Origin of the sequence: Kribbella pratensis, from assembly GCF_004365355.1 — a bacterium.
Taxonomy (GTDB): Bacteria; Actinomycetota; Actinomycetes; order Propionibacteriales; family Kribbellaceae; genus Kribbella.
On sequence record NZ_SODP01000002.1, the window covers coordinates 1,902,861 to 1,917,995 of the forward strand.

Consider the following 15,135-nt stretch of genomic DNA (forward strand, 5'->3'; position numbering starts at 1 on the left):
CCTCGGGCCGGGGCAACGTAGATTCGCGGCGTGACACATTTGCCTGATCAGGGCCCACAACCGGGCGTCCACGACCTCGGATATGCCCGCCTCGACACCGACCGCTTGGAGCGTACCGGCGACGCCGAAGTCGTCTACGGAGCCGGCAAGACGCCGTCTCAGGTGGTGGAACTGCTGCGCACACTGCACGCCACGCACCCCGGACACGCCGTCCTCGCGACCCGGCTGACCGAAGAGGCGCAGGAGGCGGTGACCGCTGCGCTGCCGGAAGCTGTCGTTGATCCGGTCGGGCGTACGGCGGTCCTCGGCGAGCCCGGCGCACTGCGCGGAACCGTCGCCGTGGTTGCTGCTGGTACCTCGGATGCGCCGGTTGCGGCTGAGGCGGCGACGACTGCTCGCGTCTTCGGCGCTGACGTGGACGTCATCACGGACGTCGGTGTGGCTGGACTGCACCGGGTGCTCGGCGTACGGGAGCGGCTGAACGCCGCGGACTGCTTGATCGTCGTGGCCGGTATGGAGGGTGCGCTGCCCAGCGTCGTCGGCGGACTGGTCGGCGTACCGCTGGTGGCTGTGCCGACGTCGGTCGGGTACGGCGCATCGTTCGGCGGACTGGCTGCGCTGCTCGGGATGCTGAACTCGTGTGCGCCTGGGGTGTCGGTCGTGAACATCGACAACGGATTCGGCGCCGGGGTCTTCGCCGCTCGGGTCGCCCGCCAGTCCGTTCCGCGTGAAACGAAGGAAGCCTGATGCGCATCGCTTGGCTCGACTGCTCCGCCGGCGCCTCCGGGGACATGCTCCTGGGCGCGTTCATCGCCGCCGGGGCCGACCTGGCGGCCATCAACACCGCAGTGGCCGCCGTGGATCCGTCCCTCTCGGTCACGGTCACCCAAACCGCCCGCCACCAGATCGCCGCCACCAAAGCCACGGTCGAGGTCAACGGCGAGCCCCACCCAGAGAACACTCCAGACGCCGGCCACGGCCACGCAGCAGGCCACGGCCACACCCACGCCGCTGACGAAGCGGCCGAGCACGAGCACGCCGACGCAGCGGGTCATGGACACGGGCACAGGCACGACGACGCCGGGCATGGGGCGGACCATGTGCACTCCGGCCCCACGCGGGCGTGGGCGGACGTTCGGCGGCTGCTCGAGGATGCAGCGCTGAACGATGCAGTGCGGAGGCGGGCTCTCGATACCTTCGCGCGACTCGCGAGGGCTGAGGCTGCCGCTCACGGCGTCGAGCCGGACACCGTGCACTTCCACGAGGTCGGCGCGCTGGATGCGATCGCGGACATCGTCGGCGTAGCCGCGGCGTCCGTCTCGCTGGACCTGGACCGGATCGTCGTGTCGACGGTCGTGCTGGGCGGCGGACGGCAGGTTCGCGGTCAGCATGGCGGGATCCCGATCCCCGGCCCGGCGGTCCTCGCGATCATGTCCGAGGCGCAAGCACCGGTCACCGGCGGCACAGCGCCGTACGAGATGACGACGCCGACCGGCGCGGCCCTGCTGGCCAGCCTGGCGGACGAGTACGGGACGCTCCCGCCGATGCGGATCCAGCAGACCGGCATCGGCGCCGGCGGGCGCGACCCGGTCGAGGTGCCGAACATTCTGCGCGTCGTGCTCGGCGAATCGACCGAGAGCTCCGCAACCGAGCTCGTCTACGAGACGAACGTCGACGATCTCGACCCGCGGATCTGGCCGCAGGTCCTCGCCCGGCTGATGGAAGCCGGCGCCGCGGACGCGTGGCTGACGCCGATCCTGATGAAGAAGGGCCGCCCGGCGCACACGCTCTCGGTCCTTGTCGGCAGCGCGAACGCCGAGATGGTCCGAGCGGTGATCCTGTCCGAGACCTCTGCGATCGGCCTGCGTGAGTTCGGCATCCGCAAGCACGCTGCGGACCGCGAGTTCACCACGGTCGACGTCGAGGGCCAGAGCATCCACGTCAAGATCGCGCGGTACGGCGGTCAGGTGGTCAACGTGCAGCCGGAGTACGACGACGTGGCCGCCGCCGCGAACGCGCTGAAGAAGCCGGTCAAGAGCATCCTCGCGAAGGCCGTCGCAGCGGGCCACGACCTCTGGAACTAGCGAGAACTACAGCGAACTAGAACGAACTACAGCGCTTCGGCCTTCTGCGGGACGGCTTTCTGTTTGCGGCGCGGCCAGTCGTACGGCCACCACTGCGCACCACTGCGTCGCGCCCAGACGATCAACCCGATCAGCACCGCCAGCTCGACTGCGGGGCAGAGAGTGTCCCGCAGCCGAGCGCTGAAGAACTCGAGCGAGTCCGACAGACTCGCCGCGACCTGCCGCGCGTTCGGGTCGCGGCCCGGCACGTACGCGATCGCGAGCATCGTCGTACGGACGACCATCAGGCCGTCCACCTTCGACGCGGCAACGGCGGCGAGAGCGACCCAGGCGATCACGTCGTACCAGGGCAATGAGTACATCGCGGTGAGGACCCAGGCGATCGCGTAGATCGCGGTGTACCGGATCGCGGCCGGCGTCGGGTCGTCGGGATGCGTCTGCGGGACCAGCGACTTCGGGAACACCTGAGACAGCAGGATCGCGACCACGATCAGGCCGACCCACGCGAGGATCGCCAGGAAGGTCCGGACCAGCCCGTTCGGCAGGAAGAGCGTGAAGAAGCTCAGCAGCACCTTGTGCGGCGTGCCGGTCGAGATGAACGACGTCTGGGACCGAGCCTGCTGGAACGCCTGCAGCCCGACGATCGCGTACAGACCGCCCATCGCGATCGCACCGCCGCCGCAGAAGAACGCGGCCTTCCGCCGATCCGCACGCAGCGCCCACAGCATGGCGACGCCGACCAGGCCGATCGACAGCTTGGTGCAGCCCGCGACGCCGATCAGGATGCCTGCCAGGAACACGTGCCGCCGGAACAGCACCAGCGCGATCACCGCGAACATCACCGCGATCGCGTCGTTGTGGGCGCCGGCCAGCACCGACCACAGGATCAGCGGGTTCGCGAGGCCGAGCATGATCACGCGACGCCGGGCCGGCAGGTCCTTGCCAACCAGCTTGACCAGCAGGAGGCCGGTGACCACCAGGCTGATCGCGATCGACAACTGCAGCATCCACACGGTGAGCTGCGCGGAGTCGCCGCCGATCAGCGACGAGAGCCACTGGATCCAGGTCGCGATCGGCCCGTACACACTGCGCGCGCCCTGCCACGGCCGCTCGGTCGCGGCGATGACCGGGTCGTACCCGAGCCGGATCGTGTCCGCGGGCGAAGCCGTGTACGGGTCGCCGCCGAGCGCCATGATCCGCCCGTACGCCGCGTAGATCAGCACGTCGCCGGAAGCCATGGGTGGCACCAACGTGATGGCCGCGATCGTACCGATGCCTAAGGCAATCAATCGGTCGACGCGCGGTGCCCAGCCGTGCCGGAGCGCCTTGGTGGCAAGGAAAACGCCGTACCCGCCGAGCGCGATCGCGACGTAGATCATCACTGACACGAGCCAGTCGTTGGCGTGCGCGTCGAACCAGTACGACGGGAGCCAAGGGTGCCGGCCGGTCAGCGTCAGCACCACGACGGACGGTCCGAGCAGGCCGACCGCGACGATCAGCGCCGTACTGACCAGGTAGAGGGCGACGGCCCGGCGACCGTACTTCTTGCCGAGCTGGAGATCAGTGCTCATTGCGCGGACTTCCGCGGGAAGAGACTGCGGAGCGACGGGCCACCACCGTCCGCGGGGAGTGCACTGCGTGCGGCGAGCGCGCGCCGGACGTGCAAGTACTGCTTCGCGCGGTGCAGTTGACCGCGCAGATCAGACCCGGTCGCCCGGTGCCGGACGTCGATCGGCACTTCGAGAATGCGGAAGCCCTTCCGACCGAGGTCGATCGTCAGGGCGGTCTCGACCCCGAACCCGGCGGCCAGCGGCACGGCGGAATCGAACGCGGCGCGCGTCAAACAGCGCTGGCCGGACAACGGCTGCTCAGGCGCCCAGCCGATCGCCTCCTCGATCCCGGCGCGCGACAGCCGTACGACGAAGCCGTGGCCGCCGGCCTTGGACCCGTCGGCCCGGACTTGTGCAGGCAGCGTGCCGATGGTCATGTCCGCTCGGCCGGTCTGCACCGGCTCGATCAACGGGCCCGCGCCGGACGCGGTGTCGGTCAGGTCGGCGTCGAGGAACAGCAGGTGCCGCGCGCGGGCTCCGTCGCGCTGGGCGACCGCGGCCGCGCCGGTCTCCATCGCGGCTGCCTTGCCGCGGTTGCGCTCGTGGCGGACCACGACGGCACCGGCGCGCTCTGCGGCCTCCGCCGTACCGTCCGTCGAGCCGTCGTCGACGACCACGACCAGGTCCACCCCGATGATCTTGTGCACCGCGTCGACGGTCGCCGCGATCCGGTCGGCCTCGTCCTTCGCCGGGATCACACAGGCGACGGCGCGCTCGAACGGCTCGGGGGACACGTCGTTGTTGGGCACAGCATGACCGGACACAGCACCGCAGCCTAGTTCCTCTCCAGCCGATCGACCTCGTCAGCGTCGGCCGACTGTGGATATTCATTCTTTCGTACGACGTGCCGGCCGGCCAGGCAAGCTGGTGGATATCGGCCAGGTGGCAGATGTTCCGGGGTCGTTGCGGCGGCAGGATTTCTGGTGTCAGGCACACCGGATCGAAACCGAAAGAGGTACCGAAATGACCCGCACAGTGACCGCCAACATCTCGCTCTCGCTCGACGGACGGGTGAACGGCGCAGGCGGCGACTACGACATGAGCTGGATCGTCCCCCACGCGATCACCGAGGGTGCCCGCGACCACATGATCCGGGTGACCGAGCCGGCCACGACGGTGCTGCTCGGCCGCAAGAACTACCAGGGCTTCGGCGGCTTCTGGCCCGCGGTGGCCGACGACGAGAACGCGGCACCGCAGGACCGGGCCTTCTCGCGCTGGCTGAACGAGACCGAGAAGGTGGTCTTCTCGACGACGACGACCGAGACGCCGTGGCAGAACTCCCGGATCGCGGACGGCGAGCCGGCGGATGTGGTCAAGGAACTGCGCGCCCAGGAAGGCGGCGACATCATCGTCCTGGCCAGCACGAGCGTGATCCAGGCCCTGCTCGCCGCCGACGAGGTGGACCGGCTGAGCATCACCCTCGACCCTGAGCTCGTCGGCGGCGGCGCTCGCCTGTTCGAGGACGGCCTCCCCGCCACCTCCTGGAAACTCAGCACCTCCACCCCCACCGAATCCGGCGCCCTCTGCCTCCTCTACGACCGCGTTCGCTGACGCCCTCCCCGCCGAGCGGAGCGAGGCGGGTAGTTGGTTTCTGCATTTGGTTGTTCTGGGATATTGTCGGACAATCAGACAGATTGCACGGCCTGCCGTAGCGTGGTGGGCCACGACGGAGTGAAGGGTGGACGGGATGACTGAGGCGCAGCAGCACAGCGGTAAGGCGTACGGCGTCGACAGTGAGGTCGGTGCGCTTCGGACCGTGATGCTGCACCGCCCCGGGAACGAGCTCCGTCGACTCACCCCGCGCAACAACGACAAGCTGCTGTTCGACGGCATCCCCTGGGTCGGCCGGGCGCAGGACGAGCACGACGCGTTCGCCCAGGCGCTCCGGGACCGCGACGTCGAGGTGCTGTACCTCGGCGAGCTGCTGACCGAGTCGCTCGCCGATCCGGCGGCCCGGGCCCAGGCAGTCGCCGGCGCGACCGAGGACCTGCGGCTCGGCGACACCCTGCGCGACTACCTGCAGGCATCGCTCGGCGAGCTCGATCCGGCCGGGTTGGCCGAGGCGCTGATGGCCGGCGTACGGAACGACGAGGTCCGGGCAGGCGGGCTCGTGACGTCGCTGCTCGCGCATGAGGACTTCCTGATCGACCCGCTGCCGAACCTGCTCTTCACCCGCGACTCCAGCGTCTGGATCCGAGACTCGGTGGCGGTCACGTCGCTGGCGATGCCGGCCCGGATGCGCGAGACACAACTGACCGAGCTGATCTACACGTTCCACCCGCGGTTCGCCGGCGCGGACAAGGTGTACGACCACCAGCTGGAACATGTCGAGGGCGGTGACGTGCTCGCGCTCGGTCCCGGCGTACTCGCGGTCGGGGTCGGGGAGCGGACCACGCCGGCCGGGGTGGAGCGGCTGGCGCGACGCGTGTTCTCGAAGGACCTGGCGCACACGGTTCTCGCCGTACCGATCGCTCAGCAGCGCGCCACGATGCACCTGGACACCGTGTGCACGATGGTCGACACGGACGCGGTGCTGATGTATCCGAACATGGCGGAGGAGATGCGCGCGCTCGCTGTCACCACCGACGGCGACCAGCTGCACATCGCGGAGCCCGAGCCGTTCCTGGTCGCGGCCGCGAAGGCGCTCGGCATCGACACGCTCCGGCGGATCGACACCGGCCTCGACCCGGTGACAGCCGAGCGGGAGCAGTGGGACGACGGGAACAACACTCTCGCCCTCGCTCCGCGGGTCTGCATCGCGTACGAGCGGACCGTCGAGACCAATGCGCGCCTCGAGGAATCCGGGATCGAGGTCATCCGGATCTCCGGCTCGGAACTCGGCTCCGGCCGCGGCGGACCCCGGTGCATGTCCTGCCCCGTACTCCGGGCGCCGGCGACCGCCTGAGCGCTCGCTCCGGCCGCCATGTGAGCCCTACGGGCCGCCACGTGAGCCCTACGACACGCGGAGTGAGATCGGGGCTTGTGGCGGAGGACCTTCGTGAGTACTCTTCCTGTCTAGGCCCAGGCCCTGTTGCTCCCCCGTCAGCAGGACTTGGGCCGTCCACGTTCCTAGGCCGAGCATCACCACCGCGGCCTAGACCACTGTAGGTAAGCGAAACGCCCGGCTGAAGGACTCAGCCGGGCGTTCGTCGTTTCGGTCAGCGAATGGTGAGCTGACGGCTGGCAAGGCCGGCTCGGGCGGCGCGCTCCTCGGTGGTGAGCGGTGCCTCGGTGGCCAGCGCCTTCTCGAGCGCCGTCGCGAAGTCGGCGGCCGGCTTCTCGACGTCGGCTGCCTCGGTGCCGGCCGGGAGCTCCCAGACCGGTGCGAGTACGCCGAGGGCACGGAACGAACCGATCAACCGGCTGCCGTCGATCAGCGCGGACGAACCCGCGGCGTGCAGGCGGGCCAGCGCGTCGAGCAGGGTGTCCTCGGTGTGCGGCATGACCCAGCGCAGGTAGATGCGGTCGCCGATCTGCGTCCAGTACGCCGCCTCGACCGACTCCAGCCGCACCGTCGGAGCTGCCGCAGCGTTCGCACGCTCCAGGCCGGCGGCGACCTCACCGGTCGGGTCCTCGACGTTCTCGCCGACCCAGTAGTCGAAGCCCTCGTGCACCTTGACCTCGAGCGGCTTCGACGTGTCGATCAGGTCCTGCAACCGCGGGCCGTCCTTCATCAGGTCGCCCAACTGGATCGGGTTGCCCGGCTCGGTGTGCAGGGCCGCGGTGATCGCGTGACCGAGGTCGCGGCTCGGGTCGCCCGAGGACGCGTGCGTCTGCAGGCCGATCCAGATCGTCTCGTCGTCGCGCACGAGGCCCGGCATCGCCATCGGGAGCAGCGTGACGAGGTTGATCTTCTTGCCTGCGTTGTCACCGGTCAGCTCGACCTCGACGGTGCCGGACGGGACGATCTCGCGGAACGCGATCAGGTCACACTCTGCCGGCAGGCCCTCGAACGGCCGCACCACGAACGCGTCCGCGGCCTGGGCCAGGTCCTTGCCGTGGCATTGCTTGAATCGCTTGCCCGAACCACACGGGCAAGGCTCGCGCGGGCCGACGTCCACCAGGTCGGCCGGATCCAGAGTGACAGTCGTCGTGTTCTTAGCGCGCTGCCGCGACTTCTTTCCCATAACTCCGCAGTCTTGCAGCCAACAGCACCCCAGAGCCAACCAGCTTCCGACAGGGGGGCAGGCGGTCTAGCCCGGGACGATTGCGTGGACCGTGCGGTGGTGGGCGGCGGTGCGGACGTCCCAGCCGGACGTCAGCATGTCGACGATCGCCAGCCCGCGGCCGCCGACCGACTCCGGATGGGTGTCGTTGATCCGCTGCGGTTCGGTGTCCCCGCGACCGTCGGTGACCTCGACGTGGATCCCCGCCCGGTCGATCCACCAGGCCGCACGGACCTCTCCGGCCGGCAACGGCGGCGCGTACCGGATCGCGTTCGACAGCAGCTCGGACAGCACCAACTGCGCGTCGTCACGAGCGGAATCGGTGACCCGGTAGCGCTTCAGGTAGGCGGCCAGACGGCGACGGGCATCCGCTACCGCGGACACTTCATGCGGCAGTACGACGTCCACGACGCTAACGTCGGCGGGCAGGGTCGCAGAGGACAAGCAGGGTCTCCTCGATGATGGGTTCAGCCACAGGGACTTCTGCCCACGATCCGGCCCTGGAAAACACCCGCAGGTATTCCGTTACATAGGCCGCCGGAGATCCCGCCTAAATCCGAAGAAACCGTAACGAAATCGACAGAATTGAACGTTGCAATAACCGCCCGCATTCGTCTCACTACGTATCCGGACCACGTGACACATGCCACACAAAATCGTTCGCAAGTGTCACAAACCGAGAGCCTAGCTACGACGTCCTACTTGTTCCGGCGGTTCCGCGAGGACCCTCAGGGCGACGTCCGGGCGATCGCTGATCACCACGTCGACGCCGATCTCGCGGCAGCGGCGTACGTCTTCCTCGGCGTTCACCGTCCACACGTGGACCTGGTGCCCGTGCTTGTGCGCGCGGTCGACGTACTCCGGGTGGGCGGTGACGATCTCCAGGCTCGGACCGGCGTACGAGACCCCGGTCGGTAGCGAGCCGTCCCGGAAGCGGAGCGGGATGCGGTCCATCAGCAGGACCGTGCGCAGGCCGGGCGCCGCCGTACGCATCCGGCGCAGGGACAGCCAGGAAAAGCTCATCACCCGGACCGGCGACTCCGTTCCGAGCTTCGGTCGGGCCCAGCCATACCGGTCCAGCGCCTCGATCAGGCGGCGTTCGACGAGTCCGGCGTACCGGGTCGGGTGCTTGGTCTCGATGGCCAGCTCCACCGGGCGGCCGGCGTCCCGGACGGTCGCGAGCAGCCTGTCGAGCGTAAGCACTTTCCGTACGTCGAGGCCGGGCAGCTCGGCTTCCTCGTCCAGGTCGGCCCACGGGCGCTTCCACGAGCCCCAGTCGTACGACTCGAGCTCTTCGAGGCTCATCGTGGACAGCACGCCGCGGCCGTTCGAGGTGCGATCGATCCGGCGGTCGTGGACGCAGACGAGATGTCCGTCGGCGGTCAGCCGCACGTCGCACTCGAGTCCGTCCGCGCCGATCTCGATCGCCCGCTGGTACGCCGCGAGGGTGTGTTCCGGATCGACTTCACTGGCGCCGCGATGGGCTACGACGCGCGGGAGCTTCCGCATGGAAGAAACTCTTTCACACGGTGGGTGAGGATTGTCGACATGGACATGCGGGCGGTGGTGCTGGACGGGCCGGTCGAGCCGGAGGAGATGCGGGTACGACGGGTTGCCGTGCCGGAGCCGCGGGCCGGGTGGGTGCGGATCAAGGTGGAGGCGTTCGGGCTGAACCGGTCCGAGTACCACCTCCGCGCGGGCTTCGCGACCAATGCGCGGTTCCCGGTCATCCCCGGGATCGAGGCGGCCGGGACGGTCGACGCGGCGCCGGGCGGGGAGTTCGCGCCCGGGCAGCAGGTGGTCGCGATGATGGGCGGGATGGGCCGCGAGTACGACGGCGGGTACGCGGAGTACACCGTCGTACCCGCGTCGTCGGTCATCCCGGTGACGACCGACCTCGACTGGGCGACACTCGGCGCGCTGCCGGAGATGCTGCAGACCGCTCACGGCTCGCTCTACACCGGCCTCGCGATCGAGCCTGGCCAGTCGTTGCTGGTTCGCGGCGGTACGTCGTCCGTCGGCGTCGCGGCCGCCGTACTCGCGAAGGAACACGGGCTGACCGTGTTCTCGACAACGCGGAATCCGCAACGGCTCGACGTTCTTCGCGAACTCGGTGTCGATCATCCGATCGTTGACGACGGCAACGTTGCGGAAAAGGTCCGGGAGATTGTCCCGGACGGCGTTCACGCGGCACTCGAACTCGTCGGCACGAATGTCCTGCCGGACACCCTGAAAGCAACCGCGATCCACGGCACGGTGTGTTTCACCGGAATGCTCAGCGACAACTGGACGATCCCGGACTTCTACCCGATGGACTACATCCCGAACGGCGTCCGGCTGACGGCGTACGGCGGCGAGAGCTCCGACCTGCCCGCCGAAGCGTTCCAGCGGTACGTCGACCTCGTAGCCACCGGCAAACTCCCGATCCGCATCGACCGAGTCTTCACCATGAACGAGATCGGCCAAGCCCACCGCATCATGCAAGACGGCCGCGCAGTCGGAAAGCTCGTCGTCCGAGTCCAGTGACGGCTGGTGCTGGGCCGGCCACCTGGCGGGCCCAGCACCAGCCCGGGTTCAGGCGGTTGCTTCCTGTAGGGCGGTCGTGCCGCCCGCTGGGCGGGGTAGGCCGTAGTGGTCGCGGAGGGTGGTGCCGGTGTAGTCGGTGCGGAAAAGGCCCCGGGACTGGAGGATCGGGATCACCTCGTCCACGAACGTCTGGAGGCCGGACGGGAGGACCGGCGGCATGATGTTGAAGCCGTCGGCTGCGCCCGCCTCGAACCAGTGCTGGATCGCGTCCGCGACCTGTTCCGGCGTACCGGTGAAGGTGCGGTGGCCGCGGCCGCCGCCTAGCCGGCCGATCAGCTCGCGAACGGTCAGCTTCTCGCGCCGGGCCAGCGTCACGATCAGCGTGTAGCGGCTCTTCGCGCCCTCGATCTCGTCCTCGTCCGGAAGGTCGGCGGGCAACTGCTGGTCGAACGGCAGATCCTCGGGCGCCACCTTGAGTGTCTTCGCTAGCTGCAGCCGCGCGTACTCGGGCCGGATCAACGAATCCAGCTGATGCTCCAGCCGCTCGGCCTCAGCGACCGTCGAGCCGATCACCGGCACGATCCCGGGCAGAATCTTCACCTCGGAGGGATCCCGCCCGAGAGCGGCCGTGCGCGCCTTCAGGTCGCGGTAGAAGTCCTGCGCGTCCTCCAGCGTCTGCTGCGCGGTGAAGACCGCCTCGGCGTACCGCGCCGCCAGGCCCTTGCCGTCCTCGGACGACCCAGCCTGCACGATCAGCGGATGTCCCTGCGGCGACCGCGGCAGGTTCAGCGGCCCACGGACCTGGAAATGCCGTCCGACGTGATCGATCGGCACCACGCGGTCGTCCACCGCCCACACACCGGAAGACTTGTCAGCGATCGCCGCATCGTCCTGCCACGAGTCCCACAGCTTGTACGCGACTTCGAGGAACTCCGCCGCCCGCTCGTACCGTTCCGCATGCGCCGGCTGGTCCGCGAGGTTGAAGTTGAGCGCCGCATCCGGACCGGCCGTCGTCACCACGTTCCAGCCTGCACGCCCACCGCTCACGTGGTCCACGCTGGCGAACCGCCGGGCCAGGTTGTACGGCTCGTTGTACGTCGTCGACGCGGTCGCGATCAGCCCGATCCGCGACGTCACGGCCGCGATCGCGGTCAGCAACACGGTCGGCTCCAGCGATCCCGCCGGCCGGCGCCCGACCGTACCGATCAGCACCGGCGAATCCGCGAAGAAGATCGAGTCGAACTTCCCGCGCTCGGCCAGCTGCGCCAGGGCCTGGTAATGCGCCACCGACGTGTTGGCGAACGGATCGCTCTCCGGCAGCCGCCACGACGCCTCGTGGTGCCCGGTGCTCATCAGGAACGCGTTCAGATGCAGCTGTCTGGTCATACCGAAACTCCCAAGGCGTCGAGAAGCCGCGACCGGACCGCGGCGAATCCTGGATCGGCCGCACTCCGCGGTGCGGGCAACGAGATCGTCTCCTCGGCGACGATCCGGCCGGTATCGAGCACGATCACCCGATCGGCCAGCACGATCGCCTCGTCGACGTCGTGCGTGACGAGCAGTACGGCGGGCTGGTGCGCCGCGCACAACTTCCGCAGCAACACGTGCATCTTCAACCGGGTCAGCGCGTCCAGCGCCCCGAACGGCTCGTCCGCGAGCAGCAGCTCCGGCTCCCGCACCAACGATCGCGCCAGTGCGACGCGTTGCTGCTCACCACCGGACAACTCGTTCGGCCAGGCCTGCTCGCGACCCGCGAGGCCAACCTCGTCCAGACTCCGCAGACCGCGATCATCGGCACCGCTCAGCCCGAGTACGACGTTGTCGAGCACCCTCGCCCAGGGCAACAACCGCGAGTCCTGGAACACGACCGAGACGTTCTCCGGTACGGCGAGCTCACCGGACCCTTCGACGTCGTAATCCAGCCCGGCCAGCGCCCGCAACAGCGTGCTCTTCCCGGAGCCGCTCTTTCCCAACAGGGCAACGAATTCACCCGGTGCGATATCCAGGTCCAACCCGTCGAGTACGGCGCGATCGTCGTACCGGCGGACCAGCTCGCGGACCTGGACCGTGCTTACGAGGCTAGCGTTCGGCGCCATGACAGGGCCCTCCTCTGGATCAGGCGGACGACGGCGTCGGAGATCAGACCCAGGGCGCCGTACACGACGAGGCCGACGATGATGATGTCGGTCTGCCCGTACGTGCGGGCCAGTTCCATCATGTAACCGATGCCGCTGGTCGAGTTGATCTGCTCGACGACGACCAGCGACAGCCACGCGCCGGTCACCGCGAACCGCAGACCGAGCAGGAACCCGGGCAGCGCGCCCGGCAGCACCACGCGCCGGATGAACTCCCACTGGGACAGCCCGACCGTCTGCGCGAGTTCGACGTACCGGCTGTCGATCGTGCGCAGGCCGTTGTGGGTGTGGATGTAGATCGGGATGAACACCCCGAGCAGGATCGTGACGATCTTCATCGACTCGCCGATGCCCAGCCAGAGGATCAGCAGCGGCAGCAGTGCCAGCGACGGGATCGCCCGCTTGATCTGGATCGGTCCGTCCAGGACGGCCTCGCCGAGGCGGGACAGCCCGGAGATCAGCGCCAGTACGACGCCGAGCACGATCCCGAGGGCGAGTCCGATCAGGGCTCGCTGGGCGGACGTCCAGAGGTTCGACTGCAGCCGGCCGTCCGCGATCAGCTCACCGGCCGTGGTCACGACCGTCCACGGCGCGGACAGGACTCGTTGGTCGATCCAACCGGTTGCCGATCCGATGCTCCAGATCGCCAGCAGCAGTACCGGTCCGATCGCGGACCCGAACCTGATCGGCTTCCCCAACCCGAGCCGGCGACGCCGTCCGACGGGACGCGCGGCCGCCTCGCGGGACCGCAGCCCGGGGAGGGTTGTCGCGCTCATTTCGCACCTGCCTTGATCGCGTCCGCGGCGACGGCCTGGAACCGCAGGTCGTACAGGTCCTTGGCCTGGATCACCTTGTTGCCGGTCTCCTTGGCGAGCAGCTCGATGGTGGCCTGCTGGCGCTGGATCGCGTCACTCCAGTCGGCGCTGATATCCGGGTGGCCGGCGTTGTCGACCAGCCATTGGCCGTCGGACTCGGTCAGCCCCTGGTCCTTCACGTAGTACCCCTGGATCCATTCCTTGGGGTGCGTGTCGATCCAGATCTGCGCGACGCCCCACGCGGCGACGTACGCACGGATCGCGGCCGCCTTGCCGCTGTCCTCGAGCGACTCCGTCGGCACGTACAGGTGGCCGGCGTCGTCACGGATGCCGTGCGGGATCGTCGTCGCGCCGTCCTTGCTGTACTTCGCGAGGTACCGCTTGATCTGCACGCCGCCGATCGGGGCGACCTCGACCTGCTTCGCGGCCAGTGCGTTCACGTAGACGTCACCGGTGCTCGGCAGCTCGACCAGCTTCACGTCCTCCTTGGTCAGACCGGCCTTCTGCAGCACCTTCAGCACCAGCGCACCCTGCGCCTGACCGGGGCTGTAGGCGATCTTCTTGCCGCGCAGGTCGGACAGCGTCTTCACCGTGGTCCCCGGCGCGATGCCCAACTGGTAGATCGGGTGGTTCAGCGGGTCCTTGCGGAACTTCGAGGCGACGATCTTCACGTGCAGCCCGGTCCAGGTCGCGTGGATCGGTGGGATCTCAGCCACCGAGCCGACGTCGAGAGCGTGCGCCCGGAACGCCTCGGTGGTCTGCGGACCGCCGCTCAGGTTCGCGAACTGCACGTACTTCGAGACCTTGTCGTACTGACCGGACAGCTTGAGCGCGACCTCGGTGGTGGGGTCGCCGACGACGATCTTCGGACCGTCGGGCACGGTGGTCGGCAGAGCGGCGTCCAGCGAGAGCTTGGCGGCTCCGTCCGCGGAGGCGTTCCCGCTGCAGCCGGTGACCAGGGCGAGAAGGGCAAGGGCGGCGTACAGGCGTTTTCTAGACATGGTTGGCTTTCGCGTAGTGGCCGTCGTGGTAGAGCAGCGGCTCGTGTTCACGTCGTTCGGTATGGGTGGCAAGGCGCGCGACGACCAGGTAGTGGTCGCCGACGGCGAAGCGGTGCTCGACCTGGGCGCGCAGATAGCTCGGCGCCTCGTCGAGGACCGGCTCACCGGTCGCCAGCCGGGACCAGTTGGTCGGCTCGGCGAACCGGTCGATCCCGCTGGTAGCGAACCGGCCGGCGATCGCATGCTGGTCGGCGGACAGGAAGTTGATCACCAGACTGTTCGCCGTACTCACGGTCGGCCAGCTGGATGCGCTGGTGGCGATCGCGAACGACACCAGCGGCGGCAGCAGGCTGATCGAGACCAGCGAGGTCGCGGTGAAGCCGGCCGGGCCGTGGCCGGCGTCCGCGGTGATCACCACGACACCGGCGGCGTGGCGACGGAAGACGGAGCGGTAGACGTCGGCGTCCACCACCCGCTCTTCGGAACGGTCGGGTACGACAGACAGGGCAGGACGATTCAGGGCAGGCAAAGACATGTCTCTCCCTCGGAATCGGGGCAGGGACGACCGGCAGCAACTACCGGGCGGGAGGTGGAGGCCGGTATCGACGGGGCCTCATGCAGAGCGAAGTGGCAGAACAGGCGTCACCGACAGGTGGCGCTCGCCGTCCGCAGCAGATCGATGACGCGACGGCGGGTGAGGAGTGTCGTCGTCATGTCAGCTATCTTCGCACCATTGTCTATCGGCTAACTAGACAATCTCGTGATCCGGACGACGGGCGTGGCGTGGGAGCAGAGGCT

At 68.7% G+C, this 15,135-nt stretch carries 15 protein-coding genes; 5 read left to right on the top strand and 10 right to left on the bottom strand.

The features are described 5' to 3' along the window. The first annotated feature begins 30 nt into the window (after positions 1-30). Both larB and larC read left to right on the top strand, forming a co-directional pair. Positions 31-747 (top strand): nickel pincer cofactor biosynthesis protein LarB, encoded by a 717-nt coding sequence (gene larB, locus EV653_RS25990; protein WP_134106279.1) that lies wholly within the window; start codon positions 31-33, stop codon positions 745-747. Further along, positions 747-2,084, top strand: a complete 1,338-nt coding sequence (gene larC, locus EV653_RS25995) for a nickel pincer cofactor biosynthesis protein LarC (RefSeq protein ID WP_134106280.1) — start codon at positions 747-749, stop codon at positions 2,082-2,084. The genes larB and larC overlap by 1 nt, the downstream gene beginning before the upstream one ends. Before the next feature lie 26 nt (positions 2,085-2,110). Here larC and EV653_RS26000 read toward each other — a convergent pair whose 3' ends face one another. Both EV653_RS26000 and EV653_RS26005 read right to left on the bottom strand, forming a co-directional pair. Next, positions 2,111-3,655 (bottom strand): DUF2029 domain-containing protein, encoded by a 1,545-nt coding sequence (locus tag EV653_RS26000; RefSeq protein WP_134106281.1) that lies wholly within the window; start codon positions 3,653-3,655, stop codon positions 2,111-2,113. After that, positions 3,652-4,458: a glycosyltransferase family 2 protein gene (locus EV653_RS26005; protein ID WP_238160083.1), complete on the bottom strand. Its 807-nt coding sequence runs from the start codon at positions 4,456-4,458 to the stop codon at positions 3,652-3,654. The genes EV653_RS26000 and EV653_RS26005 overlap by 4 nt, the downstream gene beginning before the upstream one ends. 199 nt (positions 4,459-4,657) lie before the next feature. Between EV653_RS26005 and EV653_RS26010 the strand changes: the two genes are divergently transcribed. Both EV653_RS26010 and EV653_RS26015 read left to right on the top strand, forming a co-directional pair. Further along, entirely contained in the window at positions 4,658-5,245 is a 588-nt protein-coding gene (locus EV653_RS26010) for a dihydrofolate reductase family protein (protein WP_134106282.1), read from the top strand. A gap of 136 nt (positions 5,246-5,381) precedes the next feature. Continuing rightward, positions 5,382-6,599 carry an arginine deiminase gene (locus EV653_RS26015; protein ID WP_134106283.1) on the top strand — a complete coding sequence of 406 codons (1,218 nt, stop codon included), beginning with the start codon at positions 5,382-5,384 and terminating at the stop codon, positions 6,597-6,599. A gap of 253 nt (positions 6,600-6,852) precedes the next feature. On the opposite strand, the gene EV653_RS26020 is transcribed toward EV653_RS26015, so the two are convergent. From EV653_RS26020 to EV653_RS26030, 3 genes are all read right to left on the bottom strand, one after another. Then, positions 6,853-7,821: a DUF5926 family protein gene (locus EV653_RS26020; RefSeq protein ID WP_134106284.1), complete on the bottom strand. Its 969-nt coding sequence runs from the start codon at positions 7,819-7,821 to the stop codon at positions 6,853-6,855. 66 nt (positions 7,822-7,887) lie between these two features. Further along, positions 7,888-8,304: an ATP-binding protein gene (locus EV653_RS26025; protein WP_134106285.1), complete on the bottom strand. Its 417-nt coding sequence runs from the start codon at positions 8,302-8,304 to the stop codon at positions 7,888-7,890. 240 nt (positions 8,305-8,544) lie between these two features. Next, entirely contained in the window at positions 8,545-9,369 is an 825-nt protein-coding gene (locus EV653_RS26030) for a glycerophosphodiester phosphodiesterase (RefSeq protein WP_134106286.1), read from the bottom strand. 39 nt (positions 9,370-9,408) lie between these two features. Between EV653_RS26030 and EV653_RS26035 the strand changes: the two genes are divergently transcribed. Then, on the top strand, positions 9,409-10,386 hold the full coding sequence (locus tag EV653_RS26035) for a zinc-binding alcohol dehydrogenase family protein (RefSeq protein WP_166679558.1): 978 nt from the start codon (positions 9,409-9,411) through the stop codon (positions 10,384-10,386). Positions 10,387-10,434: 48 nt separating this feature from the next. On the opposite strand, the gene EV653_RS26040 is transcribed toward EV653_RS26035, so the two are convergent. Genes EV653_RS26040 through EV653_RS26060 form a run of 5 tightly spaced genes read right to left on the bottom strand, consistent with a single transcriptional unit; the run spans position 10,435 to position 14,872 of the window. Then, positions 10,435-11,772 (bottom strand): LLM class flavin-dependent oxidoreductase, encoded by a 1,338-nt coding sequence (locus EV653_RS26040; RefSeq protein WP_134106287.1) that lies wholly within the window; start codon positions 11,770-11,772, stop codon positions 10,435-10,437. Then, positions 11,769-12,482: an ABC transporter ATP-binding protein gene (locus EV653_RS26045; RefSeq protein WP_134106288.1), complete on the bottom strand. Its 714-nt coding sequence runs from the start codon at positions 12,480-12,482 to the stop codon at positions 11,769-11,771. Before EV653_RS26045 ends, EV653_RS26040 begins: the two co-directional genes overlap by 4 nt. Next, positions 12,458-13,297 carry an ABC transporter permease gene (locus EV653_RS26050; protein WP_134106289.1) on the bottom strand — a complete coding sequence of 280 codons (840 nt, stop codon included), beginning with the start codon at positions 13,295-13,297 and terminating at the stop codon, positions 12,458-12,460. Before EV653_RS26050 ends, EV653_RS26045 begins: the two co-directional genes overlap by 25 nt. After that, complete coding sequence (locus EV653_RS26055) at positions 13,294-14,337, bottom strand: ABC transporter substrate-binding protein (protein WP_134106290.1); 1,044 nt, start codon at positions 14,335-14,337, stop codon at positions 13,294-13,296. Before EV653_RS26055 ends, EV653_RS26050 begins: the two co-directional genes overlap by 4 nt. Then, a complete protein-coding gene (locus EV653_RS26060) occupies positions 14,330-14,872 on the bottom strand; it encodes a flavin reductase family protein (protein WP_134106291.1) in 543 nt (180 codons plus the stop codon). Before EV653_RS26060 ends, EV653_RS26055 begins: the two co-directional genes overlap by 8 nt. Positions 14,873-15,135 lie beyond the last annotated feature (263 nt).

Coding starts and splice junctions, on each gene's coding strand:
- larC (WP_134106280.1), top strand. CDS start 747: ATGCGCATCGCTTGGCTCGACTGCTCCGCCGGCGCCTCCGGGGACATG.
- EV653_RS26015 (WP_134106283.1), top strand. CDS start 5,382: ATGACTGAGGCGCAGCAGCACAGCGGTAAGGCGTACGGCGTCGACAGT.
- EV653_RS26040 (WP_134106287.1), bottom strand. CDS start 11,772: ATGACCAGACAGCTGCATCTGAACGCGTTCCTGATGAGCACCGGGCAC.
- EV653_RS26020 (WP_134106284.1), bottom strand. CDS start 7,821: ATGGGAAAGAAGTCGCGGCAGCGCGCTAAGAACACGACGACTGTCACT.
- EV653_RS26010 (WP_134106282.1), top strand. CDS start 4,658: ATGACCCGCACAGTGACCGCCAACATCTCGCTCTCGCTCGACGGACGG.
- EV653_RS26000 (WP_134106281.1), bottom strand. CDS start 3,655: ATGAGCACTGATCTCCAGCTCGGCAAGAAGTACGGTCGCCGGGCCGTC.
- EV653_RS26055 (WP_134106290.1), bottom strand. CDS start 14,337: ATGTCTAGAAAACGCCTGTACGCCGCCCTTGCCCTTCTCGCCCTGGTC.
- EV653_RS26060 (WP_134106291.1), bottom strand. CDS start 14,872: ATGTCTTTGCCTGCCCTGAATCGTCCTGCCCTGTCTGTCGTACCCGAC.
- EV653_RS26035 (WP_166679558.1), top strand. CDS start 9,409: ATGGACATGCGGGCGGTGGTGCTGGACGGGCCGGTCGAGCCGGAGGAG.
- EV653_RS26045 (WP_134106288.1), bottom strand. CDS start 12,482: ATGGCGCCGAACGCTAGCCTCGTAAGCACGGTCCAGGTCCGCGAGCTG.
- EV653_RS26050 (WP_134106289.1), bottom strand. CDS start 13,297: ATGAGCGCGACAACCCTCCCCGGGCTGCGGTCCCGCGAGGCGGCCGCG.
- EV653_RS26030 (WP_134106286.1), bottom strand. CDS start 9,369: ATGCGGAAGCTCCCGCGCGTCGTAGCCCATCGCGGCGCCAGTGAAGTC.